At 64.5% G+C, this 25,929-nt stretch carries 17 protein-coding genes; 5 read left to right on the top strand and 12 right to left on the bottom strand.

The features are described from left to right. The first annotated feature begins 143 nt into the window (after positions 1–143). A complete protein-coding gene (locus BL8807_RS04730) occupies positions 144–719 on the top strand; it encodes a TetR/AcrR family transcriptional regulator (protein WP_072726899.1) in 576 nt (191 codons plus the stop codon). Positions 720–1,060: 341 nt separating this feature from the next. Here the strand turns inward: BL8807_RS04730 and BL8807_RS04725 are convergent, their stop codons facing one another. The 9 genes from BL8807_RS04725 to BL8807_RS04690 form a co-directional block, all read right to left on the bottom strand. Next, the gene (locus BL8807_RS04725; RefSeq protein ID WP_072726898.1) at positions 1,061–2,089 is read right to left on the bottom strand and encodes a LacI family DNA-binding transcriptional regulator; all 1,029 of its coding nucleotides are present in this window, start codon (positions 2,087–2,089) and stop codon (positions 1,061–1,063) included. A 131-nt stretch (positions 2,090–2,220) separates the two neighbouring features. Next, the gene (locus tag BL8807_RS04720; RefSeq protein WP_072726897.1) at positions 2,221–4,935 is read right to left on the bottom strand and encodes a glycoside hydrolase family 2 protein; all 2,715 of its coding nucleotides are present in this window, start codon (positions 4,933–4,935) and stop codon (positions 2,221–2,223) included. A gap of 81 nt (positions 4,936–5,016) precedes the next feature. Then, positions 5,017–5,832, bottom strand: a complete 816-nt coding sequence (locus BL8807_RS04715) for an ABC transporter ATP-binding protein (protein ID WP_072726896.1) — start codon at positions 5,830–5,832, stop codon at positions 5,017–5,019. A 1-nt stretch (position 5,833) separates the two neighbouring features. Further along, positions 5,834–6,757, bottom strand: a complete 924-nt coding sequence (locus BL8807_RS04710; protein ID WP_072726895.1) for an ABC transporter ATP-binding protein — start codon at positions 6,755–6,757, stop codon at positions 5,834–5,836. Next, positions 6,754–7,737: an ABC transporter permease gene (locus BL8807_RS04705; protein WP_083570319.1), complete on the bottom strand. Its 984-nt coding sequence runs from the start codon at positions 7,735–7,737 to the stop codon at positions 6,754–6,756. Before BL8807_RS04705 ends, BL8807_RS04710 begins: the two co-directional genes overlap by 4 nt. A 13-nt stretch (positions 7,738–7,750) precedes the next feature. Beyond that, complete coding sequence (locus BL8807_RS04700; protein ID WP_072726893.1) at positions 7,751–8,740, bottom strand: ABC transporter permease; 990 nt, start codon at positions 8,738–8,740, stop codon at positions 7,751–7,753. Positions 8,741–8,771: 31 nt separating this feature from the next. Then, positions 8,772–8,900, bottom strand: coding sequence for a hypothetical protein (locus tag BL8807_RS12105; protein WP_264298333.1), 129 nt, complete (start codon positions 8,898–8,900; stop codon positions 8,772–8,774). Then, positions 8,897–10,474 carry an ABC transporter substrate-binding protein gene (locus BL8807_RS04695; RefSeq protein ID WP_226847479.1) on the bottom strand — a complete coding sequence of 526 codons (1,578 nt, stop codon included), beginning with the start codon at positions 10,472–10,474 and terminating at the stop codon, positions 8,897–8,899. Before BL8807_RS04695 ends, BL8807_RS12105 begins: the two co-directional genes overlap by 4 nt. A 357-nt stretch (positions 10,475–10,831) precedes the next feature. Continuing rightward, entirely contained in the window at positions 10,832–12,196 is a 1,365-nt protein-coding gene (locus BL8807_RS04690; RefSeq protein WP_072726892.1) for a GH1 family beta-glucosidase, read from the bottom strand. 356 nt (positions 12,197–12,552) lie between these two features. On the opposite strand from BL8807_RS04690, the gene BL8807_RS04685 reads away from it, so the two are divergent. The 4 genes from BL8807_RS04685 to BL8807_RS04670 all read left to right on the top strand — a co-directional run bounded on the left by BL8807_RS04685 (position 12,553) and on the right by BL8807_RS04670 (position 22,172). Continuing rightward, positions 12,553–13,572 (top strand): SGNH/GDSL hydrolase family protein, encoded by a 1,020-nt coding sequence (locus tag BL8807_RS04685; RefSeq protein WP_370737562.1) that lies wholly within the window; start codon positions 12,553–12,555, stop codon positions 13,570–13,572. 81 nt (positions 13,573–13,653) lie between these two features. Then, positions 13,654–15,975, top strand: a complete 2,322-nt coding sequence (locus tag BL8807_RS11965; protein ID WP_072726890.1) for a sialate O-acetylesterase family protein — start codon at positions 13,654–13,656, stop codon at positions 15,973–15,975. A gap of 339 nt (positions 15,976–16,314) precedes the next feature. Continuing rightward, complete coding sequence (locus tag BL8807_RS04675; protein WP_094725217.1) at positions 16,315–17,784, top strand: amino acid permease; 1,470 nt, start codon at positions 16,315–16,317, stop codon at positions 17,782–17,784. Positions 17,785–18,359: 575 nt separating this feature from the next. After that, the gene (locus BL8807_RS04670) at positions 18,360–22,172 is read left to right on the top strand and encodes a glycoside hydrolase family 2 TIM barrel-domain containing protein (protein WP_072726889.1); all 3,813 of its coding nucleotides are present in this window, start codon (positions 18,360–18,362) and stop codon (positions 22,170–22,172) included. Positions 22,173–22,525: 353 nt separating this feature from the next. On the opposite strand, the gene BL8807_RS04665 is transcribed toward BL8807_RS04670, so the two are convergent. The 3 genes from BL8807_RS04665 to BL8807_RS04655 all read right to left on the bottom strand — a co-directional run bounded on the left by BL8807_RS04665 (position 22,526) and on the right by BL8807_RS04655 (position 25,926). After that, positions 22,526–23,887, bottom strand: coding sequence for an ABC transporter substrate-binding protein (locus BL8807_RS04665; protein ID WP_072726888.1), 1,362 nt, complete (start codon positions 23,885–23,887; stop codon positions 22,526–22,528). 348 nt (positions 23,888–24,235) lie between these two features. Then, positions 24,236–25,075 (bottom strand): carbohydrate ABC transporter permease, encoded by an 840-nt coding sequence (locus BL8807_RS04660; protein WP_072726887.1) that lies wholly within the window; start codon positions 25,073–25,075, stop codon positions 24,236–24,238. After that, on the bottom strand, positions 25,072–25,926 hold the full coding sequence (locus tag BL8807_RS04655; protein ID WP_072726886.1) for a carbohydrate ABC transporter permease: 855 nt from the start codon (positions 25,924–25,926) through the stop codon (positions 25,072–25,074). Before BL8807_RS04655 ends, BL8807_RS04660 begins: the two co-directional genes overlap by 4 nt. Positions 25,927–25,929: the final 3 nt, after the last annotated feature.

Here is a 25,929-nt window from a genome sequence, read left to right as displayed (position 1 = left end):
GAATGTGCCGTGAAACACAGCGATTCACACTGTTTCACGAGACCTTCTGATCTACCCCCGTCGGAATGTACCGTGAAACACAGTGGTTTGCGATGTTTCACGACACATTCCGACGGGGGTGCCATCGAACGAATGGAGCCACGATGTCAGCGAAGACGATCACCGAAAGCCGCCGCACGCGATACACTCGCCAAGCCATGCGGGACGCGCTGATGGAGCTGCTCGCCGACCGCACGCTCGCGCAGATCTCCGTCAAGCAGCTCTGCGAGCGCGCCGACGTGAACCGCTCCACTTTCTACGCGCATTACGACAGCCTCGAGGAACTGCTGCGCGACATCGAGGACGACACCATCGCATGGGTGCGCGGCGCGCTCGACCAACTCCTCAACCAGAGCGACCAGGCGGGCATCGAACACATCATCGCGCGCATCTGCCAATACATCGCCGACAACCGCAACCACCTGCAGGTGTTGATGAGCCCCAAAGCCGACCTCGGTTTCCAACAGCAGCTGCTTGGGCTGATCTACTCGCGGCGCGATGTGGCTTCCCAGCTTCAGCCGTACAGCGACGATCCGGCCGAGGCGGAGATGCGCATGCGCTTCGCCGTCTCCGGATCCATCGGACTGCTGCAATACTGGCTGGCCACCGATCTGGCCGCTCCGGCCGATACCATCGCCCGTACCATCTGCGCGATGACGATGCCTCAGACGCAACAATGAAGACGCGCCAGCGCGAATTCAGCGCCACCACTACCGCCACTGATTCGCCTCTAATAAAGTGAAACCGCGCGCCTGATAGAAAAAGGGAAAGGCAGGCGCGCGGCGAATTGCTTTGCCGGCCGGTTCAGCCGGCGCGCTTCGACGTCGAAGCAATGGACAACGCAGGAGAACGCATATTCGCATCGACGACACCCATACCTTCTCCTTTGAACGACAGCAACGAATATGGCGCGCCATACGCCATACGTGACGCGCTAAGCGCTAAGCGCTATGCGCTTCGTTTTGCATCACACTGCACACTATACATTAAACGCTTAAGTCATTCAAGCGCGCCACATCGGCTACGCCTGCGGCGCCGCGGTGGAGGCGCGCGCCCGCAATTGATACGGAGATTCCTCCACGCAACCGACTTCCCCGCCATCGACGAGTTTGAGCAGCAGCTGGGCGGCCTGCCGTCCCGACCCGACCACGTCGCGGCCCATCGCCGTGATGTTGGGATAGGCGGCCGTGCACATGAACGAATCATCCCATGACATCAGCGACAGTTCGCCCGGCACGGACACACCCGCTCCCGTCGCCACGCCCAATCCCGACAACGCCATCACATCGTTGTCATAAATGATCGCGGTCGGACGAGGAGTCAGGCTCAGCAGCAGTTTGGTGGCCTCAGCGCCGCTTTCCGGCGTATAGTCCGTGTGCAGGCACCGGTAGGTGATGCCCAGTTCGGCGGTGATCTGCGAAAACGCGGCATCTCGGATATACGAATGACCCAACGCCTCCGGCCCCGCCACACGGGCGACGCGGGTGTGCCCCAGCTCCGCGAGATAACGCATCGCCATGTCCACGGCACCGGCATCATCGCTGCTCAACGTCGGCAATCCACCGGTCAGTGAGGGGTCGGCCAATGCCAGCACCGGCATCTCCGGGTGCCCCTTCAGCAGCTCGACGTTCGGATCGCCGATCTCCAGATTGAGCAGCAGCAGACCATCCACGCTGCCCGTGGCGATCCAATCCTTGATAATGGCGATCTTCGCGTCGCGGCCAACCGCCATACGCAGCAACAGGGCATAGTCGTGCCGCTCCAACTCCGCGCTGAGACCGGACAGCAGCTCCATCATGTACGATTCCACGGCCAGCAGTTTCGGATCGTATCCCAGCACCAGGCCGATTCGCCGCGTACGCGCCTTGGCCAGCGCCTGGGCCGCGCCGTTGGGCTTCCATCCCAGCTCGCGCGCGATGTCCAGCACTTTGGCGCGCGTCTCCTCGGACACGCCCGGCTTGCCATTCAACGCATACGACACCGCGCTGCTGGACACGCCGGAGGCCTTGGCCACGTCGAAAATCGTCACCTTGCTTTTCTGCGCCGGCATACCAATACCACTCTCTCGCTGTAACGCTTAATACACTGATTCTCCAGTGTAGTCCTTGCCGACAAGACTCGGGGCGCCATGGGAACGTTCGTCCCCATGACGCCCCGTCAGGCATCCTGTCAAGCCGCGTCCTATCGCTTCAGATCATTGGCGCAGCGCAGCACGTTCGCCGCGGCGAAACGGTCAGGTTCGACGTCGGCGTCGGAACGGACGAACCATTCCACCGTCTCCCCCGGCAACAGGGAGACCATGCCCCCATCGACCGACGCATGGGCGTCGACCTTATCCACCATGCAGAACAGGTCGCGCACATACGCGTTCGCCGTCACGGCCAGCCTGTAGCCGCCATCGGCCGCCGTGGCCTCGACGCGCAACGCCTCGGCCGCGCGCGTCAGCCGCTGGTCGACGACCTCGGCCGGATTGTGGATGACACGCGCGAACGCCCCGTCCGAGGCCGTGGCCACCACAAGCTCGTTCCGCGGATCGCCGAAGGTCGAGACATCGCGTCCCAGCGCGACGGTCGCATGCGACACTGCGCCCAGCGACACCTCATGGGTTTCGCTGGCGAGCACCGCGCCGTCCAATGAACGGCGTTCCACCGTCCAAGTGCCGGACCACGCCTCACGGGTGTCGTTCAGCACCACCAGCGCAAGATGGTCGGCCACGACCGCGACCCCCTCCCAACTGTGGGTCGCGCGGTACTCCTCGCTGACGCGGGGCTGGATCGTCGCCAGTCGGGGCGCGAAGAAGTCGCGGGACGCGTACCACACCGGCTTGCGGTGACCGTCGAAGTCCACCGCGGCCCAGCTCACCACAGGCCAATCGTCGTTCAGCTGCCAGATCAGCGCGCCGGCGTTCACCGGTTCCAAGGAGCGCATATGCTCCACGCCGAAGCGCATGGCCTGGGCCTGCTGCAGCTGGCACGCCCAATGCCAGTCCTCGATGTCGTTCCAGTCGTCGGTGGGGATCAGCCAGCTGTGCTCGCCGTCGGACGGATCGCCGTTCACCACGCCGCCGAAGCTCACGTCGTTCAGATTGCCCGGCGTCAGATGGGAACGCATGCCCCGGGCCAGCTTGTAGTTGCCGCCCGACGCCTTCTGATGCACCAGCATCTGCTCGCCGAACGGATCCAGACGCTTATCATGCACCACCTTGGTCAGCGTGCTGAACGCCGGCGGCGCCTGATAGCCGAACTCATCGGCGAAACGCGGCTTGTACTCGGCGTACACGCGATAGTCGGCGCGGTTCCACGCGTCCCAGATATGCATGGTGCCGTCGGTGTCGAGGTTGGCCGCCGTGAACTGGGTGAAGCTCATCGGGGAGCTGGGCAGATACGCGTGCGTCGGATCCAGTTCGGCCAGCAGCGCGGGGAACAGTTCGGCATAGTAGTGGTCGCCCCACGGTTTCTCGCCGTAGCCGTAGGCGTTCGCGGCACGGTCGTCGTCACGCAGGGACTGCTTGTAGCCGCCCCATTCGCTATAGGCCACATAGTTCTCGTTCGAGCCGTTCCACACCGTCAGGCTCGGATGCGGACTCAACCGCGCGATGGCCTGCCGCGCCTCGGCCTCGACCTCCTCGCGGGTTTCGGCGTCCTCCGGGTAGGCCGCGCAGGCGAGCATGAAGTCCTGCCAGACCATCACGCCCAGCTCATCGCACATGTCGTAGAACGCGTCGGCCTCGTAGATGCCGCCGCCCCACACGCGCACCATATTGGAGTTCGATTCGACCAGATCCCTCATGCCGCGTTCGTAGTCCGCGCGCGACACCCTCGTGATGAACGCGTCGTCGGGAATCCAGTTGTATCCGCGGGCGTGCACCGGCACGTCGTTGACGTAGATCTGGAAGGGCCGTCCGACCTCGTCGGCGCGGGTGTCGACACGCACGGAGCGGAAGCCGACCCGTCCCCGCCAGGACGCCGCGCCTTCGCCGGCGGACACGGCCACGTCGTACAACGGCTGGTCGCCGTATCCGAGAGGCCACCACAGGCGCGCGTCGGGGACCTCGACCACCGCCATGCCCATGGAGCGGCCACGTTCCACCACGCAACAGGCCGTCCGGCTCTCGCCATGTCCGGTGAGAGCGATCTCCACCGGCACCTCGGCGGGCGTGCGCCTCGGATCGTACGGCGTCATCACCCGTCCTTCGCCGGCGCGTTCGACCGTCACATGCACGGTGAGCACGCCGGCGCCGTCCGGCCTGACGTCGACCAACGGACGCACCTCGTCCAGACGCACGCCGCTCCACGAGTCGATGCCGATCTCACGCCAGATGCCGGCGTTGGCGACATCGATACCCCAGTCCCACCCGAAGGAGTAGCTGGGCTTGCGGATCTGGTTGAACGCGTGATGTTCGGTGTGCGGATAATAGCCGCGCTCCTGTTCGCGACGATCGGATTCGCGCACCGGCGAGGCGAACGACACCGTCAGCTCGTTCTCGCCGTCGCGCAGAAGGCCGCGCGCGTCCCAGCGGTAGGAACGGTGGAAGTTCGCCGTCGCGCCCACCGGCCGTCCGTTCAGCGAGACCGAGGCGATGGTGTCGAGACCGTAGGCGACCAGATCGTGGCGGTCGCTGCCGTCGTCATGCCAGGTGAACCGGCAGGTGAACCGCCAGTCGATGTCGCCGATCCACTGCTGGCGGGTTTCGTTGTCGCCGTCGAACGGATCGTCGATAAGACCGGCGTTGAGCAGGTCCAAGGTCGCCTCCCCCGGCACGGTTGCGGGGATGCCCGCGGCGAGACGGTCGCGCAGTTCGGCCGGCGCGGCCTGCGGGTTGAGCGCGGTCAGCGTCCATCCGTCGCGCAACGCGGCGAAGGTGGACGGCACGCGGTACAAGGTGGTGGTGGTCATATTGGGGTCCCTCTTTCTATATGAATCGTTCGGCATGGGCCGCGCGTGCGATCCGCGCGGCCCATCCGCATGCCCGTCGCGTCAGGCGGCCTGGCGTGTCAGTTCGGCGATGCGGCGGTCCGGATCTGGCGCGGCGCCGATCAGCGTCTTGGTGTACTCGTCGGTCGGGTGGAGGATCACCTCGTCCGCCGGCCCATGCTCCACGATCTGCCCCTTGCGCATCACCATGATCTCGTCGGAGAAGTGGCGCGCGGTGGCCATGTCGTGGGTGATGTACAGCACGCCGAGATGCTCCTCGCGCTGCAGGCGGGCCAGCAGGTTCAGCACGCCGAGTCGGATCGACACGTCCAGAGCGGAGACCGGCTCGTCGGCGATGAGGATGCTCGGCTCGGGGGCCAGCGCGCGGGCGATGGCCACGCGCTGGCGTTGGCCGCCGGACAGCTCGCCGGGCAGGCGTCCGGCGAAGTCCTCCGCCGGGGTCAGGCGGACGCGTTCGAGCAGTTCCAGCACGCGCTTGTGGATCTCCGCGTTGCTCATGCCGGGGTGGTGGATCTTCATCGGACGGGCGATATGGTGCTCGACCGTGTGGAATGGGTTGAGCGAGGCGTACGGATCCTGGAACACCATCTGCACGGTTTTGCGGAATTTCCGCTGAGCCGCGCGCCCCTTGCCCGGATGCTCGCCGTCGATGAGGATCTCGCCGCTGGTGGGCGATTCCAATCCCAGCACCATCTTGGCGATGGTGGACTTGCCGGAGCCCGACTGCCCCACCAGGGCGATGGTCTTGCCGGATTCGAGCGTGAAGCTCACATGGTTCGAGGCCAGCAGCTTCGAGGACTTGAGTCCGTTGCGGATGGTGTATTCCTTGACGACGTCCCTGACTTCCAAGGTGCTCATGTCACGCCTCCTTCACGGCGAACGGCGAGGTGCCGCTTTCCAGGTCTTCGGATCCGGTGCGGATGAACGAGCCGCGGTCGCCGGTCAGCGACGGGAAGCTGGACAGCAGCTTGGCGGTGTACTCGTTCTGCGGATGCTGGTAGATCTCCACCGCATCGTTGAGTTCGACGATCTCGCCTTGGCGCATCACGGCGATGCGGTCGGAGATCTCGAGCAGCAGGGGCAGGTCGTGGGTGATGAAGATCACCGCGAAGCCGAGCTCGTCCTTCAGGCGGGTGATCTCGCGCAGGATCTCGCGCTGCACCACCACGTCCAACGCGGTGGTCGGCTCGTCCATGATCATCACCTGCGGATCGAGCGCCATGGCCATGGCGATCATCACGCGCTGGCGCATGCCGCCGGACAGCTCGTGCGGGTAGGAGTTGAGGCGGTCGCGGCTCACGCCGACGCGCTCCAGCAGCTCGCCGCACTTGTTCAGGCGTTCCCTGCGTCCCATCTCCGGGCGGTGGGTGATGAACACGTCGCCCAGCTGGTCCTTGATCTTCTTGACCGGGTTGAGCGAGTTCATCGCGCCTTGGAACACCATCGAGATCTTCTCCCAACGGAACATGCGCAGGTCGTCGCCCTCCAGGGCCCGGATGTCGATCGGATAGCCCTCGCGCGAATTGAAGATCACACGGCCCGCGGTCACCACCGCCGGAGGCTTGAGCAGGCGGTTGACGCCGTAGGCCAGCGTGGATTTGCCGCAACCGGACTCGCCGGCCAGGCCGAGCACCTCGCCGCGGCCGAGCGAAAGACTCACATGCTTGACGGCCTGCACGGTTTTCTCTCCACGGTATTCGACGCAGAAGTCGTCGATCTCCAGCACCGGATTCGCCTCGTGGGACGGAGTCTGCGGTTGGATTGTTGAGGTCTGCGCGGTCATGCGATCGCCTCCTTTGCGGTTGCGGCGCCGAGAGCGGCGGCGTGGCGCTGGTCGGAGCGGGCTTTGCCGGCCTTCTCCTCACGCTTCCACTGCTTGATCTGGGCGCGGGTGGCGGCTTTGAGCTTGGGGTTGATGATTTCGTCCACCGAGAAGTTGATCAGCGCGAGAGCAGCGCCGAACAGGGCGATGCACAGGCCCGGAGGGGCGAACCACCACCATGCGCCCATCAGCAGGCTCATGCCGTTCTGCGCGTAGTAGAGCATGGTGCCCCAGGTCATGGAGTCGGTGGCGCCCAGACCGAGGTAGGACAGACCGGCCTCGCCCAGAATCGCCGCGATGACCGCGGACATCGCCTGGGAGGCGAGCAGCGGGATCAGGTTCGGGAAAATCTCCACGAACAGCACGCGCCAGGGCTTCTCACCCGCCACGCGGGCGGCGAGCACGTAGTCCCTGCTGCGCACCGACATCGTGAAGCCTCGCAGCACGCGGGACGGTCCGGCCCAGGAGGTGAGCGCGAGCACGCAGGCGATGAGGAACGCGGACTTGTTCGGCACATAGCTGGCGATGACGATCATCAGCGGCAGGCCGGGGATGACGAGCATCACATTCGACAGCAGCGAGAAGATCTCGTCGACCGCGCCGCCCATGTAGGCGCCCACGATGCCGACGAAGCTCGACAGCAGCACGGTGAGCACGCCCACGGTCAGGCCGATGAACAGCGATCCGCGGCAGGCGTAGGCCAGCTGGGTGAACACGTCCTGGCCGGTCTGGGTGGTGCCCAGCCAGTGCTGGGCGCTGGGGCCGGTCAGACCGATGTCGTCAATGGCATTGGGGTCGCCCAGCACCATGGGGCCGAACACGCCGAACAGGACGATCGTCGCGACGATGCCGAGGCCTATGCCCAGCTTGGGGGTCATCGGGGGAAGCATCGAATCGGCTTTGCGGGTTGCGCGTTTGCGGGTTGCGGTTGTGGATGACATGATGCGTTTCCTTTCAGCCCTGGGTCCTGGTGCGCGGATCGATGACGCCGTACAGCAGATCCATCAGCAGGTTGGCGCCGAGCACGGAGATCGTGATGATCAGGAAGATGCCCTGCATCAGCGTGTAGTCGTTGTTCTGCACGGCGGTGAGCAGCGCGAAGCCGATGCCGGGATAGGAGAACACCGATTCGGCGACCACGGAGCCGGCCACCACGAATCCCAGCGAGATCGCGAAACCGGAGATCGACGGCATGATGGCGTTGCGGGCGGCGTAGGAGCGCATGATGCGCCCGCGGGACAGGCCCTTCGCCTCGGCGGTGAGGATGTAGTCCTCGCTGAGCGTGGTCACCATCATGTTGCGCATGCCGAGCATCCATCCACCGACCGACGAGATCACGATGGTCAGGGCGGGCAGGGTGCCGTAGCGGATCACGGAGCCGACGAAGTCCCAGCTCAGGCCCGGCGTCACGTTCCATACGTCGTAGCCGCCGTACAGGGGGAATGCGTGGATCTGCAGCGCGAACACGTACAGCAGGATCAACGCGAGCCAGAAGTAGGGGATTGACTGGAACAGGGTGGTCACGGGGATGAGGTTGTCCACCCAGCTGCCGCGCTTCCATCCGGCGATGGTGCCCAGGGTGACGCCCAGCAGGAAGGCGATGATGGTGGAGACGCCGACCAGACCGACGGTCCAGGGCAGGGTCTCGGAGATGACCGTGGCCACCGGCGTAGGGAAATAGGCCACGGAGACGCCGAGGTCGCCGCGGAAGATCTGCGCGAAGTAGTTGAGGTACTGCTGCCACAGCGGCACGGAGTCGTCCGCGCCCAGCAGCAGTTCGATGGCCTGGCGGGTCGCCTCGGTGACCTGGCCCTTCTGCGCGAGCCTGGAGACCATGATGTCGACGGGATCGCCGGGCATGATGCGCGGCAGGAAGAAGTTGAGCGTCAGCGCCGCCCAGAGGGCCACCACGTAGAAGCCCAGTTTGCGAGCGAAATATTTCATATTGTCCTCTTGGCTTTCTCTCGTAGGTCCGTCACTCGACCGGTTCGATCCGCTGCAGGATGATGCCCATGTCCCAGGCCTTCCATGCCGCGGGGAGCGCGTACATGTCGCCTTCCTCGGGCCAGCCGGTGAAGCGCGAGCCGTTGTATTCGGTCATCATCGAATTGACGTAGATGGGGATGTAGGGAGGTCCTCGATCAGCCGCTCCTGCACGATGGCGTAGTAGGCCTTGCGCTCCTCCTTGTCGTCGGTGCCGGCGGCGTTCTCGATGGCCTCGTCGACCTCGGCGTTCACATAGCGCGCGTAGTTCTGACCGGACGAGGTCACGCCCACCTCGGTGGTGTTCTCGCTGTACAGACGCGGGCTGTAGGTGTAGTAGGGGTCGTCGGTGACGCCCAGGCCGATGGAATCGAGCGAGAGCTGGTAGTTGCCGGTGGTCTCGTTGTTGTTCCACTCGTTCCATGAGGTCTGCGTGGTCTCCAGCTCGATGCCCACCTTGGCCAGCTGCTGCTTGAGCGTGTCGTTGATGAGGATGTAGTCCGACCATCCGGCGACGGTCTGGATGGTCATGGTGAGTTTCTCGCCGTCCTTCTCACGCACGCCGTCGTCGCCCATGACCCAGCCGGCCTCGTCGAGAATCTCGGCGGCCTTCTCGACGTTCGCGTCCTGCGGCGCGGAGACCAGATCCTTGTCGGTGATCCACTGGCCGTCGCGGTCGGACATCAGCAGCGTGGGAGACGCCACCTCGCCGTATCCGCCGCCCGCCAGACGGTTGAGCTGGTCACGGTCCATCGCGTAGTAAATCGCCTGGCGCACGGCCGGGTCGGTCTGCGGTCCGGCGCAGCCCATATCCGCGTTCGAGCAGGTCATGATCACCGTGGTCAGACGCGGGGTATTCGCGTAGTCGATGTCCTTGTTGCTTTCCAGGAACACGTCCAGATTGGCGATGTAGGCGCTCATCCAGTCGACCTCGCCGGCCAGCAGCGCGCTGGTGGCGGCGGAGGCGTCGTTGAGCGTGATGTACCGCACGCCGTCGATCTTCGGGGCGCCGTTCCAGTAGCCGTCGTAGGCCTCGAGCATGTAGGACTGGGAGGTGAACTTGCTCAGCTTGAACGCGCCCGTGCCGACGGGGTCGGAGTTGGTGTAGCTCACCGGATCGGCGATGTCCTTCCACAGATGCTCGGGCACGATGGCCTGGCCGGCGAGGATGCCGCCCTCCTGCATGTAGGCGCCGGTGAAGGGCTCTCCGTCGTCGGTGTCGGTCGGGAAGACCAGCCTGACGTGGTTGTCGTCGATGACCTCGGCCGTGCATGCGGAGCCGCTGGCGTTCAGGGCCGGAGTGTCGTGGATGAGGTTGAAGGTGAAGGCCACGTCACGGGCGCTGAAGGGTTCGCCGTCCTGCCAGGTGACGCCCTCGCGGGTGGTGATGACCAGCTCGGAGCCGTCCTCGTTCCACTCGTAGTCGGTGGCCAGCATCGGCGTGGGGTCGGATTCCGAGGCCAGGTTGTACCAGTACAGCGTCTCGTAGATGACGCCCAGCGTCGGCGCCAGCGCCGTGGGCGAGAACGGGTTGAAGTTCTCGTTGATGGTGCCGGTGGTGCCGGGGAACACGCTGACGATGTTCCCGTTCGAGGTGGCGGAGTTCGCGCCGCACGCGGACATCGATACCACGGAAGCGAGCACTGCGACCGCGGCGGCGGCCTTGCGCAATGTCCGCGACACTCTCTGTTTCATCGTGATTGTTCCTTTCTCGTTGCCGAACGGCGTCGTCACCATTCGCCCTGAGCCGCGACGTGAGCGCATCCACGCACTTCACTCAAGCGGTTAAGTAACTTCAGTATAGACTCAAGCGCTTAAGTTGGCAATGATGCGCGTGTCGCGCAAATGCGATGGCCCGCTCCCCCAGCGTGAACTGCCTCCATTTCTCGTGTCCAAGAAATGGAGGCAGTTCGCTTCGGGAGCGGGCCATCATCATATCGCATACGCTTATCCGACGGACGCAGGCAGACGGCGGCCGCCAGTGCGTCGGCAGGCGGCGACCACGAGCCGCCCATCGCGCCGAACGGCGGGGCTCACGCGACGCCCGGCCGTCTACCGGCGTCGGGCCGCGAGCATATCGCGGTACCACAGGAAGCTGTCCTTGGGAATGCGCTCCTGGGTGGCGTAATCCACATAGGTGATGCCGAAACGCTTGGCATAGCCGTAATACCATTCGAAATTATCCAGCAGCGACCACACGAAGTACCCCCGCAACGGAACGCCCGCGTCAAGCGCGCGGCGAGCCGCCTCGAAATGCCGCGAGAGGTAGTCGATGCGATCCGCGTCGTGCACGGCCTTGCGCCCGTTCTCATCCACGGAGACCTCGTCCTTGCAGGCCATGCCGTTTTCGGTGACCATCAGCGCAATTTCGGGATAGTCGTTGTGCACCCTCACCAACAGGTCGTACAGGCCATCGGGGTCGATGTTCCAGCCCATATCCGTATGCGCGCCCGGCGTGGGCAGCCAATCCACATCGCTGGCGCCGGGGCAGGTGGACGCGGCCGTGGACTGCGGGAACTGCGGACGGTCGCTCATCGCCACCAGATTGGTGGAATAGTAGTTGATGCCCAGCACGTCAAGCGGCTGGTGGATCCGCTCCAAATCGCCATCTTGGACGAATCCCCAATCGCAGATGCCCTTGGTGACGGCGAACAGCTCATCGGGGTAATAGCCGCGCAGCATCGGGTCGAGCCACACGCGGTTGCCGATCAGATCCAGACGATGCACGGCGTCGGCGTCGCCGCGGTTGAACTGCAGGTTCAGCGTCACCGAACAGCGGGCCTGCTCTCCGATCTCGCCACGCACCGCCTCGACCATCAGCCCATGCGCGAGATTGAGGTGATGCACCGCGGGGAACGCCCCCGGCCCCAATCCCAGCCCCGGCGCGTGCTCGGTGGCGCCGTAGCTGAGATAGGACGAGCACCAGGGCTCGTTCAACGTGGTGTAGGTGTCCACGCGATCACCCAGTCGCGAGGCTACGGCACCGGCGTATTCCGCCAGACGGTAGGCGGTGTCGCGGTTCAGCCAGCCGCCGGCGTCCTCGAGATACTGCGGCAGGTCCCAGTGGTACAGCGTGACGACGGGTCTGATGCCGCGTTCCAGCAGCCCATCGACGACGCCCTCGTAGAAATCGAGCCCTTTGTGGTTGATGGCGCCATCCGCGGATGGCATCACACGGGGCATCGCGACGGAGAACCGATAGGCGTCCACGCCGAGATCGGACAGCAGCGCAAGGTCCTCTCGCCAACGATGGTAGGAGTCGGTGGCCACATCGCCGGTATCGCCGGCGAGCGTCGCCCCGGGCGTATGGCTGAAGGTGTCCCAGATCGAGGGGCAGCGGCCGTCCTCGTCCACCGCTCCCTCGATCTGGTATGCCGCCGTCGCCGTGCCGAACACGAACTCCTTCGGATAGTCCATTGGCTGTTTCCTTTCTGTGGGTCGTCACGTGGCGCGACGGATACGCGCCGTCGAATCCGACGTCTCTCCTCGCGACCGCACCGACGCGACTTTTTGAACGTGTATCCGGTACGGGTGAATCCGTCTCTTCTCGCGTCCGCGCCGACGCAACACTCCATGCATGTGGCTTGTGTGCGAGTAAGCAGTATCATACAACTTAACCGGTTAATGTCAACTGCCGTTTCAAACGACGGTTGCACGCCGAGACCATCCCGGCATCGCAGACGATCATGAGGAGAACCATGTACGACACAGCTTCGGCTTCATCCCTGCCGCACCGCCGGACGATCGCGCCCAACGACGCAGCCCTGCGCGTTATGGGACGCATCGACGACGCCGACCCAACGCGCCCCGTCTGGGTTCATCCCTACACCCAGACATCATTCCGATTCACCGGCACCTCGCTAAGCATGCGCCTGATCAACCACCGCAACTACGGCGACAACCATATCGGAGTGGCGCTCGACGGATTCCAGACCAAAGCGCGCATTCCGGCGGACGACGTCGAAGTGACGCTGACCCTCGCGCAGGGACTGCCCGACATCGAGCATGAGGTCACCGTGTTCAAACGGCAGGACGGCGAGCACTACATCGAACTGCTGGGATTCGAGGCCGACGCGGGCGCGCGGGTGCTCGCCCCCGCCGATCCGGCCCCCTCACGCCGCATCGAAGTGTATGGGGACTCCGTCTCCTGCGGCGAGCGCAACGAGGCGACGCGATACGTCGGCGAAGCGGACCCCGATGTGGATCTGAGCGCGTACAGCAACTCCTGGTGGTCGTACGCGGCCATCACCGCACGCAATCTCGATGCGCAGCTTCACGACGTGTCCCAGGGCGGCATCGCCCTGCTCGACGGCATCGGATGGTTCTGCGGACCGAATTACGTCGGACAGGAAAGCATGTGGGACCGCATCGAGTACAACCCCTTCCTCGGCGAGTCGAAACCATGGGATTTCTCGCGGTACACGCCGCATGTGGTTGTGGTGGCGATCGGGCAGAACGACGCGAACCCGCACGACTTCATGGCCAACGACTACGAGGGCGAGCAGGCGCGCGACTGGCGGGAACGCTACGCCGATTTCGCGCGGCGGCTGCGGGCCGTGTATCCGCATGCGCTCATCATCCTGACCACCACGGTGCTGATGCATGACGCCTCATGGGATACGGCCATCGACGACGCCCACGCCGCACTTGACGATCCGAGGATCGTGCGGTTCCGCTACTCGCGCAACGGTTCGGCGACACCCGGCCATCCCCGCATCGCCGAGCATGAGGAGATGGCGCGGGAACTCACCGCGTTCATCGAAAGCTTCGGCGAAGAGGCCTGGAAGGAATAAGCGGCATATGGACTCCACGACCACGCGTCACGAAACATTCAACATCGACGGGAAATCCGGCGCACATAAGGAGGAACTCGCATGAGCGGCATCGCAACAGGGCCGGCACCGGGGTCGGCGATCACCACAGGCCCCGCGCCGGGCAGCGCGCCCTCGACCGCCGCGGGTCATGGCGGCCCATCCTTCGACCGCACGCGACGAACGTCGTTCCGCCTCGCCGCCGTGTTCAGCGACCATATGGTGCTGCAACTCGGCGAACCCATCGCGCTGTTCGGCACGGGTAAGGCCGGCACCTTGCTGACGGCCGTCATACAAGCCGAGGCCAATCAACCCGACCGACCCGACCGACCCGACCAACCCGACGCCTCCGAAGACGCAAACGCGCGAGCCGGATGCGGGTCTGCCATGCCCACGCCGTCCCCACGCGTCGAAAACGCTCCCCACGCAGACGCGGCGGCCGACGGGCCCCTATCGGGAGAATCGTCGACCATCGTCGCCGACTCCGGCGCATGGCTGACGCATCTGCCCGCGATGCCCGCCGGAGGCCCGTACCGGCTGACGCTGTCCGACGGAACCGAACGCATCACCGTACATGACGTCTGGATCGGCGAGGTATGGCTGGCCGGCGGTCAAAGCAATATGGAACTCGAGCTGCGCAACAGCGAACACGGCGAACAGGCCGTGGCGGCGAGCAACGACCCTTTGCTGCGCTTCTACAACACTCCCAAAACCGGCGAGGTCAATCCGTCCGCGGAGGCGGAATCCGGCTGGTGCGCCTGTTCGCCGCAGACAAGTGGATATATGTCCGCCGTCGCGTACTACTTCGCTCGCAAGCTCAGACGCGAACTGGGCGACGGAGTCCCGATCGGCATCGTGGACTGCTATATCGGCGGCACATCGATCTCCTGCTGGATGAGCCATGACGCGCTATGCTCCAGCGAGGCGGGACGCGGCTATTGGCAGCGCTTCGAGCGGAGCATCGCCGGAAAAACCGCCGAGCAGTTCGCCGAGGAGACCGGCGCGTGGCAGACGCGATTCGACGCGTGGAACGCCGCTGTGTCCGAAGCGCGGCAGATCGACCCCGACGTGACGTGGGAGGTGTTGAACGCCCGGCTTGGCCCCTGCCCTTGGCCGCCGCCGATCACCCCCACCTCCCAGTATCGGCCGACCGGCCCGTATGAGACCATGCTGCGCCGGGTCGCTCCGTTCACCCTGCGCGGCTTCCTGTGGTACCAGGGCGAAGAGGACGAAGCCTACTGCGACGACTACCGCGAATTGCTGGGCACGCTGATCGATGAATGGCGCGCGTTATGGCGGAGATCCGGCGACTGTGGATGTACCGTTCATAGCAGCACCGCCCACGGCGGCACCGTCCAAAGCGGCACCATCCAAAGCGATACCGTCCAAAGCGACACCATCCAAAGCGGTACTGTTCAAACCAGCACCGCCCACAGCGGTACTGTTCAAAACGCTACTGTTCACAGCAGTACCATCCACAGCAACACTGTTCAAAACGGCACCATCCAAAGCGGTACCGTTCAAACGGGCACCATCCACAGCAGTACCGCCCACAGCAATACTGTTCAAAACGGCACCGTCCACAGCAGCACCGTCCACGGCAGCACCGCCCACGGCGACCATCGCGGTGACGAGCCGGCATCGCTTCCGTTCCTCATCGCGCAGTTGCCGCAATGGATCGACAGGGCGACCTTTGAGGCCGACGCGGATCCGCTGCACTGGCCGGTGATCCGCGAAGCACAGTGGGATGCCGCGCAGACGATGCCGCATGTGCATACCGTGCCGCTGATCGACTGCGGCGAATTCGACAATATCCACCCGGTCGACAAACGCACGCCGGGCGAACGTCTCGCCGATATGGCATTGGCCACCGTGTATGGCCGCACCGACGTGCCCCATCGCAATCCCACCTTTCTCTCGGCACGGATGGAGCCCATCGAACCGTCGGACGACCGCGCGACGAATCCGGGCGCAAATCCTGTCGCAGATCCCGGCACAGAGCCTGGCACGGCCCCCGGCACGAAGCCCGTCGCGGATCCCGGCACGGAGCTTGGTACGAATCCCACCCTCCGGATAAGCGGTGTCCATGCCGATACCGCACCACGGGATAGGATACGGATCCATTTCCTGCACGCGGAAGGACTGCGCTTCGCCGGTGGCGATGACGTCTCCTGTGACGCGGCAAGCTCCGGATTCGAGTTGGCCGGAAACGACGGCGTATTCCATCCGGCGTCAGCCGTCATCCTCGACGGCGCCGTCATCGTGGAATCCGCGCAGGTCGTACGCCCTTGCGCCGTGCGCTACGCTTGGGCAAGCTGGGGCCCCGCACCACTGCGTAACGCGGATGGACTGCCCGCGCCGCCGTTCCGTTCGTCGATTGGATGAGCAGCGGCATCCATTCCGCGAGCTTCCGAAGCGATGCCGCCGCCCGTCTCCGCCCCCGTCGGAATGTACCGTGAAACACGGTGATCCACACTGTTTCACGAGACCTCCTGCGATGCCCCCGTCGGAATGTACCGTGAAACATGCCGATCTGCAATGTTTCACGAGGCCTCCTGCGACACCCCCGTCAGAATGTACCGTGAAACACGGTGATCGGCGATGTTTCACGGCGCTCCCGGGCGTATAGCGAACGGAGAGAGGCGACGGGAGGCAGACGACCGTAGAATGGCGGGAGCGTTGTTCGAGAAGAAGGTGACCATGAACGACAATAATTCCGCCGGCATGCAAACGGCACACATGAGCGCGGCGAACGCCGAGCCGCCGGTGCCCGGCACGTTGCGCAAAAGCCTGAAGAACCGCCATATCCAGCTCATCGCTTTGGGAGGCGCCATCGGCACCGGCCTGTTCTATGGCTCCAGCGAATCGATCGCGTTGGCGGGCCCGTCGATTCTGCTGGCGTATCTGATCGGAGGCATCGCGATCTTCATGATCGTGCGCGCGCTGAGCGAGATGTCGGTCGAGGATCCGAAAGCCGGCGCGTTCAGCTACTACGCGACGCAATACTGGTCGAAGCGCGCGGGCTTCGTGTCGGGCTGGAACTATTGGTTCAACTACATCCTCGTCTCCATGGTGGAGCTGAGCGTGGTCGGATCGTTCGTGAACTATTGGTTCCCCGCGATTCCGCAATGGGTGTCGGCGGCGGTGTTCCTCGTCGTCATCATGGCCGCGAATCTGCTGGGCGTCAGCAAGTTCGGCGAATTCGAATTCTGGTTCGCGATCATCAAAATCGTGGCCGTGGTGGCCATGATCGTCGGAGGCCTCGCCGTGCTGGTGTTCGCGCTGCCCACCGCCTCGGGCGTGCGCGCCTCGTTCGCCAACTGGTTCACCGTAGGAGGCGGATTCCTGCCGAACGGCCTGATGTCGCGCGCGGACGACGGCTCATGGACCGGCCTGCTGATGGCGCTGGTGGTGGTGATGTTCAGTTTCGGCGGGACCGAGCTGATCGGCATCACCGCGGGTGAGACGGAGAATCCGCGCGTCACGATTCCGAAGGCCACCAACGGCATCGTCTGGCGCATCCTCGTGTTCTACATCGTCGCGCTCGGCGTGATCATGGCCGTGGTGCCGTGGAACACCATCGACGGGCAGACCAGCCCGTTCGTGCAGATCTTCGATTCGGTGGGCATCCACGCGGCCGCCGGCATCCTCAACTTCGTGTGCCTGACCGCCGTGATGAGCGTCTACAATTCCGGCCTGTACGCCAACTCGCGCATGCTGTATTCGCTGGCCCGCCAGGGCAACGCGCCCGCCTTCCTCGGCAGGCTCAACAAGCGCGGCGTGCCGGTGGCGGGCGTGCTCGTCTCCGCGGCGATCACCGCGGCGGCCGTGGTGGTCGTGTTCCTGTGGCCCACATTCGCGTTCAACTATCTCATGTCCATCGCCACCATCGCAGGCATCATCAACTGGGCGATGATCATGGTCACCGAAATGCGTTTCCGCACCATGGTCGCCGCAGGCCTCTCGCCCGCCGACTCCGCATTGGCGGGCAAGTCCGGGCGGGAGGCGTTGGATGCCATCCATTTCAAGCTGCCGTTCGCGCGCGTGACCCCGTGGGCGGTGCTCGCGTTCCTCGCGCTGGTCGTGGTGCTGATGTGCTTCTCGGCGAGCTATCGCGTCGCCGTCATCGCCGGCGTGATCTGGCTGGCCATCCTGCTGGCCGCCTACCAGCTCACGCAAGCCAAGCGCAAGTAAGGATCGACCTTCTCCGCGAATGCGGTTGTGCACACTTGGCAAGAGGCTATCTGCGTTACGGGTAGTGGATTTTCAGCCCTGCGGACATCGATCTGCGTTGCGGGTAGTGCCGGTCTGGCGATTCATGGACTATCACTATTGATATTCCGCGCCTCATACTCGGCATAGCAGCAAAAGGGCACTACCCGTAACGCAGATCGATGTCCGCGGGCAGCCGAATCCACTACCCGTAACGCAGATAGTCGCCAACATGGCCCCGGACGAGGCCACTCAGCGGTCACATCGCAATGCAGCTGGGCAGGACATGCGATCAGACATGCAGCATCCTGAGCGGAGCGCAGCAGGGCCAGGGCGCAAGGATTTCAGACATGGCGCGTCTGAGATGCCTCGACTCCGCTCGGCATGACGGAAACGGAACAGCGACGCATTGAGCGCAGCGTCCCCTCAACTGCCACATTCATACGCGAATTCTTGTTTGACTGGTGCGTCTTGTGCGCGCATTGACGGAGAACTTGCCATAATGGAACGCGGCGACGGCATGCGTGCGTCACGGGACTTTAAGGAGCGGAACAGCGATGTTCATCGAACGGTATTACGAGGACCTCAATCATCTGCACGTCGGAACCATGCCGAACCGCGCGTATTACGTGCCGGCCTCGCGGCGCATGGACACGGCCGGCGAGCGCCGCGTCGACTCCGACCGCCTCACACTGCTCAACGGCGATTGGGATTTCCGCTATTATCCGAGCGTCTGGGATCTCGACGCGGAGGTCCAGCGCGCCCACCGACGTCATGAGCCGGCGTTCTTCGACCAGGGCTTCAACGCGGATCCTTCTGCCGGCTTCGGCACGATTCCGGTGCCGAGCGTGTGGCAGACCCAAGGCTTCGACGCCCACCAGTACACGAATATCAACTATCCGTTCCCGCTCGATCCGCCTTTCGTGCCGCAGGACGATCCGTGCGGCGTGTATCTGACCGACTTCGAGTGGACGCCCGATCCGGCCGCCCCGCGCGCGTTCCTCAATTTCGAGGGCGTGGATTCCTGCTGCTATGTGTGGGTGAACGGCGTGTTCGTGGGCTACACGCAGGTTTCGCACTCCACCAGTGAATTCGACGTGACCGATGTGTTGGAACCGGGCGGCAACACGCTCGCCGTGCTGGTGCTCAAATGGTGCGATGGCAGCTATTTGGAGGATCAGGACAAGTTCCGCATGTCGGGCATCTTCCGCGATGTGTATCTGCTGGCCCGCCCTGAGCTCGCGATTTGGGATTATTTCGTCCGCACTCCGATCACATGGGCGGATACGCCGGGTACGCCCGCCGCGGTTCGCGCCGACGTATCGGTTGAGCTCGCGTTTCTGGGAGGCGAGACAGCGGTTACGGCGAGTCTGTTCGATGCCGATGGACGCGAAGTGGGTTCCGCCCGCTTTGAGGCGGATGATGCCGACAGGCGCGAGGCAGGTTCCGCGCGCTACACGACGGATGCCGCCGAGGTCGACGCAGGTGAGTCGGACGCGGCGGACACGTCGGCTGCGGCGCGCGTGGCGGACGGCCAGGCCACCGACGCCCGCGCGTCCGACGCGGACATCGCGCCCGCCGCCGACCGGTCCGCCTCGGACGCGATCGATTCCGCGGAGACCCAAGCCACGGCGGCCGCCGCCCCCTCCGGCGCCACGACGGAACCGACGGACGCATCCGCCCGCACGCTGTCCATCGCGATTGACTCCCCGCATCTGTGGAATGCGGAGGACCCGTACCTGTACACGCTGGTGCTGGAAACCGAGCATGAGACGATCACCTCGCTGGTCGGCGTGCGCGAGGTGGACAAAACCCTGACGGACGGCCATGAGGTGATCACCGTGAACCGCCGTCCGATCAAACTGCACGGCGTGAACCGGCACGACTCCGACCCCGTGACCGGGCCGGTGATCGGCGAGAAGCAGATGCTGGCCGACCTGACGTTGATGAAGCAGCATAACGTCAACGCGATCCGCACCAGCCATTATCCGAACGCCCCGCATTTCTACGATCTGTTCGACCGTCTCGGCTTCTTCGTGTGCGCGGAGGCGGACAACGAAAGCCACGGCACCAGCTCGGCCATCGACCCCGACATGAGCGAGGCGGCGAGCCTGAAACGCTGGAACCGGCTCATCGCGGACAATCCCGTCTGGACGGAACCCACCGTGGACCGCACGCGGCGCTGCGTGGAGCGCGACAAGAACCACGCGTCCATCATCATCTGGTCGATGGGCAACGAATGCGCGTACGGCTGCACATTCGAGGCGGCGCTGGCATGGACGAAGGCCTTCGATCCGACCCGCCTGACCCACTACGAATCCGCCCGGTACATCTCCGACGCGCGACTGGACGGTGCCGGCGCCAACGCGGCCGGTGACGCGCCCCTGCCCACGCCGTCCGTCCCGGAAGAGAACACGGGCAGCGCCTCCGCCCCGACCGGCATCCCCGATGCGGGACTCGCCCGCGCGACCTACGATTTCGGCAATCTCGACATGCACTCGCGCATGTATCCCACGGTGGAATCCATCGACGAATACTTCTCCGAGAACGGCCCGCGCGGCGACGGGTCGAACGGCGACGACGGCGACAACGGCGTCAAACCGTATATCCTATGCGAATTCTGCCATGCGATGGGCAACGGCCCGGGCGATCTGGAGGATTATTTCACCCGCATCCAGCGCTACCCCGGTCTGGTGGGCGACTTCATCTGGGAATGGTGCGACCATGCGGTCGACCGCGGCACCAACGCGTCCGGACGGCGCGAATACGCGTACGGCGGCGATTCGGGCGAATATCCGCACGACAACAATTTCTGCATGGACGGCCTGGTCTACCCCGACCGCACGCCGCACACCGGTCTGGCGGAGTTCCGCAACGTGTACCGCCCGGCGCGCGTGGTGGATTTCGACAGCGCCGACGCGACCGTGACGCTGCACAACTACATGGATTTCCTCACCCTTGGCGAGGCGGCGACCATACTGGTCGAGCTGTATTTCGACGGCGAGCTCGACTCGTATTATCTGTTCGACGAGGCCGATCGGGCGCAGCTGGACGCGATTGGACCGCACGGCGAAGGCAAGGTCTCGCTGGGCGGTTTGGATATTCCGGAGGACGTTGCGGGCCGCGTCACCGTGGTGCTGCGCTACCTCACGCCGCACGCCGTGGACGCGCATGATGTGGAGCTGATGCCCGAGCTGTTCGAGCTGGGATTCGACGAGATCGCCGTGCCCACCAGGGACAACCGCAATCAGATCGCGCTGACCGCCCGTGAGCTCGCCGCCGGGCGCGCGGGCGAATGGATGGAGGATTACGCCGGCGACGAGGCGATCGACGCGGGTCGAGCCGCCGCCGCGCACGCCACTCCGACGGTGCTTGAGCGCGGCGCCGAACTGGTGGTCGAAGGCGAGGATTTCCGGTACGCGTTCGACCGCCGTACCGGTCTGCTCGCTTCGATGGTCTACCGCAACCGTGCGCTGTTGGACCGTCCGATGGAGCTGGACGTCTGGCGCGCGCCGACCGACAACGACCAGTACGTCAAGGCCGAGTGGATGCGGGCGCGATACGACCACGCCTACGCCCGCGCCTACGAGGTGGCGGTGGCCGCGGATGAGGGCGGGGCTGAAGCCGTGGCCAACGGCGGCTCGATTGCCATGTCTTCCGCCGCCGGCCAACCCGTCGCGCAAGCTTCCACGCAGGCCTTCGCGACGGATGGGGATACGGCGGACGGGCGCTCCTCCCGCCCGGTGGTGATCAGAGCGCGTATGGCGCTGGTCGCGCCGGTGGTGCAGCGCATCGCCGACATCGACGCCGTATGGACCATCCACCCCTCCGGCGCGGTCGAGCTGGCGATGGATGTGGAGCGCGATACGGCTTTCCCGTTCCTGCCGCGCTTCGGCGTGCGCCTGTTCGTGCCGAAGCGGATGGATCAGGTGGGCTACTGCGGCTTGGGGCCGAACGAAAGCTACGTCGACAAGCGCCGCTCCAGCTGGCACGGCGTGTTCGAGGGGACCGTGGATTCGATGTTCGAGCCGTATATCAAGCCGCAGGAGAACGGCAACCACCACGATTGCGATTGGGCGCGGCTGGCGGACGACGAATGCTCGTTCACTGTGCTGGCCGGCCCCGGCACCGCGGCGGACGGTTTGAGCACCTTCGATTTCCAAGCCCTGCCGTACACGGCCGAGGAGATGACGCGCAAGGCGCATAACGCCGAATTGGAGCGCGCCGGCTCCACCGTCGTCTGCGTGGACTACCGGCAGTCGGGCATCGGCTCGAACAGCTGCGGCCCCAAACTCGCCGAACAGTACCGTCTGGACGAGCCACGCTTCGCCTTCTCGGTGATGTTCCGGCCCGCCATCGCCGAACGGTAGGCTTTCCCGACGTCCCACAACCGTCGGCCCCGCTCAGGGCCCGTCGGCGGTGACCGCGGGACCTTCGATGCCGCTCGCCTGACATCATCCAGCTCGGCCCCGCTGCCTCTGCGCGGGGGGGCCAAGTCATGCGTCCCACCGCTCATCATCGGCGTGGAGATGCTTCGACTGCGCTGCGCTCCGCTCAGCATGACGGGTAATATCGTCATCCCGAGCGAAGCGCAGCGTAGTCGAGGGATCCCTGACGCACCCGGCCCAAGATGTCTCGGCCGGCCTCAGGACGGCGAATAGGGGCTCCGCGATGGCGAAGCCCCTATGTTTGGGTGCGCGGCGCGATGTGCTGCCGCTATCGGTCACTGGGCGTCGAACGCGGTGGCCTCCGGCACGGTGCCGAGGGTCTGCTCGTTGTTGGCCCACTCGGTGGACCAGCCGTCGACGAAGGCGGTTTCGACCGCGGGCCAGTCGCCGGTGCCCTGCGCGTATTCGACCAGCGCGTTGGCGATGTCGTCCTGCCACTGCTGGTCCGGCACGGTGAAGCTGCGGATCTCCGTCTTACCGGCCTCGGCGTAGGCGCGGGCGGCCTCGGTGAGCGGGTTGTCCGGCTGCATATCGTCGCCGAAGGTGGTGAACGGAACGGAGAAGCCCATATCCTTGGCAAGCACCCGCTGCGCCTCCTCATCGGTGACCAGCCACTCGATGAAGTCGAGCGTGGCCTGCTTGTCCAGATCGCTGGCGTTCTTGTTCACGGCCCAACTGGCGTCGTACACGCCGGCCACACCGTTCTCCTCCTCGCCTTCGATGCCCATGAAGTACGGAAGCATGCCGAGGTCCTCGTCGGCCACCTCGTTGTCCTTGATCTGGGTATAGGCCCACACGCCGTTCGGATAGAACGCCACCGAGCCCAACGCGAATTCGGAGGTGCAGTCGTCGTAGGTCATCGAGCTGATCAGGCCGGCCTCGGTCGGGCTGTTGTTGAGCTCAAGGTCGAAAAGATCCTTGTAATTGTCGAGGTAGGTGCCTTCGATCTCGCTGGAGAACGTGGTGTTCAGATCCTTGTACTCGTAGTAGATCGGCAGGCGGGCCATATGCGCGGTGAAGCGGTACGTGTCGGAGGAGTCGAGGCCGGGAGTGGCGATGGCGCCGTCGAGGCCGAGATCGTCCTTATGCTCCTGGATGCTCTCCACGACCTCCTTGAAGGTGTCGTAGTCGGTGATGTCGTCGGCGGAGTCGATCACCGCATAGTCCTTGGCGCAGTATTCCTCGAGAATCGCCTTGTTGTAGATGATGCCGTACCATTCGGCCGCGTACGGCAGGGTGTAGGCGTTCTCGCCCACCTTGTAGGAGTAGGCCTTGCCTTCGTCGGTGAGCAGGTTGTACACCTCGGTGTCCTGCAGCGGCTCCACATAGTCCTGATACTTGGCGAACTGGTCGTAGCCGGAGATGTTGAACATCGTCGGCGCGTTCGACTTGGCCAGCTCGGAGGTCATCGTGGAGTCGTAGGTGCCCGCGGTGGCCGTCTGGATGTCCACCTGCACGCCGGTCTCATCGGTGTACATCGCGGCGAGCTCCTCCAGCTGGTCGACGATTTCGGACTTGCTGTTCATGAAGTAGACGTGGCCTTTGCTGGAATCGGCGTTGCTGCTGCCGCAGCCGGCGAATCCGACACCCATGGCAAGCGCGGCGACGACCGCGACGGCCTTCTTCAGATTGTTCATTGATCTTCCTTACTTCCTTGTTGGGATGATGGATATTCAGTTATGTCGAGTATGTCTGGCTGCGCCGGGGGGGGGGGAGTCAGCCCTTCACCGCGCCGTCCCGCAATTGCGGACCGCCTCCGGCGGGCTCAACGCTACCCTCACCGGCCCTGCCTGGCCGGCTCGGGCGGGAGCTATGGACAGGCCACCGGCCTGTCCACGTGAAGGGCGTCAGCCCTTCACCGCTCCGCCTCCGGCCCTGCGATTTTTGACCGCGCTACGCGCGGACCCAGTGCCACCTTCGCTCGACTGCCGCCTCGCTCAGGCGGGAGCTATGGACAGGCCACCGGCCTGTCCATGTGAAGGGCATCAGCCCTTCACCGCTCCCGCCATCACGCCTTTGATGATGTGTTTTTGGCAGAGCATGTAGAAGACGATGATGGGGATGATCGCCAGGACCAGGCAGGCCATCATGGCGCCCATGTCCACCGAACCGTAGCCGCCCTTCAGGTACTGGATCGCGATGCTCATGGTCTTGAAGCGGCGCAGGTCCAGCGTGAGGTAGGGCAGCAGGTAGTCGTTCCAGATCCACATGGCCTGCAGGATCGCGACCGAGATGATCGAGGGGCGCATGATCGGCACGACGATCTGGAAGAAGATGCGCGGCACGGAGGCGCCGTCGATCATCGCGGATTCCTCCAGCTCGACCGGGATGCCCTTGACCACGCCGGTGAAGATGAACACCGCGAGTCCCGCGCCGAAGCCCAGGTAGACGACCCACAGGCCCCAGGGGGTGTTGAGCCCCAGCATGTCGGCCAGCTTGGAGAGGGTGAACATGACCATCTGGAAGGGCACGATCATGTTGAACAGGAACAGCACGTACAGGGTCTTGGCCGCCCAGTTGTTCACGCGCACGATCCACCACGCGCACATCGAGGTGCACAGCAGGATCAGCAAGACCGAACCGACGGTGGTGACCACGGTCCAGCCGAAGCTGGCGAACAGGTCGGTCGTCTCGACGCCGCGCACGTAGTTCTCCAGTCCGACGAACGCCTTGCCGGTGGGCAGGGAGAACGCGTCCTTGGAGATGTACGCCTTCTGCTTGAAGGAGTTGATGAGGACCAGGACGATGGGGAACACCCACACGATCGAGACCAGTGAGAAGAACACGGTCCACAGGCGGGGATGCTTGACGGTTTCGGTGTTCACGCGGACACCTCCTTGCTGGTGGTGAGCTTGTTCTGGATGACGGCGATCACGGCCACGAGCACGAAGAACAGCACGGCCTTGGCCTGGCCCACGCCCTCCCAGCCGACGCGGCCGTAGAAGGTGCGGTAGATGTTCAGCGCGATGCCCTCGGACGTGTTGCTCGGCGCGCCGTTGGTCAGCGCGAGGTTCTGGTCGAAGAGCTTGAAGCCGTTGGTCACGGTCAGGAACGAGCACACGGTGATGCTCGGCATCATCAGCGGCACGATGATCTTGAACATGGTCTGCGACCCGGTCGCGCCGTCCACCGCGGCCGCCTCGAGCACGTCGGTGGGCAGGGATTGCAGGCCGGCGATGTAGATGATCATCATGTAGCCGATCTGCTGCCAGCACACCAGAATCACGATGCCCCAGAAGCCGTACACGCCCGAATAGGTGATCGAGCGCGACCAATGCGCCAGCACGCCGTTGAGCAGCAGCAGCCAGATGTAGCCCAGGATGATGCCGCCGATCAGGTTCGGCATGAAGAACACCGAACGGAAGATCGTGGAGCCTTTGATCTTCTTGGTGAGCATGTACGCGATCGCGAACGCGGCCACGTTGATCACCACCGTCGTCACGATCGTCATCAGCGTGGTGAACACCAGCGAGCGCAGGAACTCGCCGTCCTGCAGGGCCCGCGTGTAGTTCTCCAGTCCGACGAACTCGGCGTCCGTCACCGTGGTGAAATTGCAGAAGCTCAGGTACACGCCCATCACGAACGGCACCACGAACCCGATCACGAACGCGGCGAACGTGGGCAGCGCGAACAGCGCCCACCACCTACGTATCGTCTTGCCGGTCATGGTAATCATCTT

This window comes from Bifidobacterium lemurum (assembly GCF_014898175.1).
Taxonomy (GTDB): domain Bacteria; phylum Actinomycetota; class Actinomycetes; order Actinomycetales; family Bifidobacteriaceae; genus Bifidobacterium; species Bifidobacterium lemurum.
Note: the sequence above shows the minus strand (reverse complement) of the source record. Positions and strands in the feature narration are given on the sequence as shown.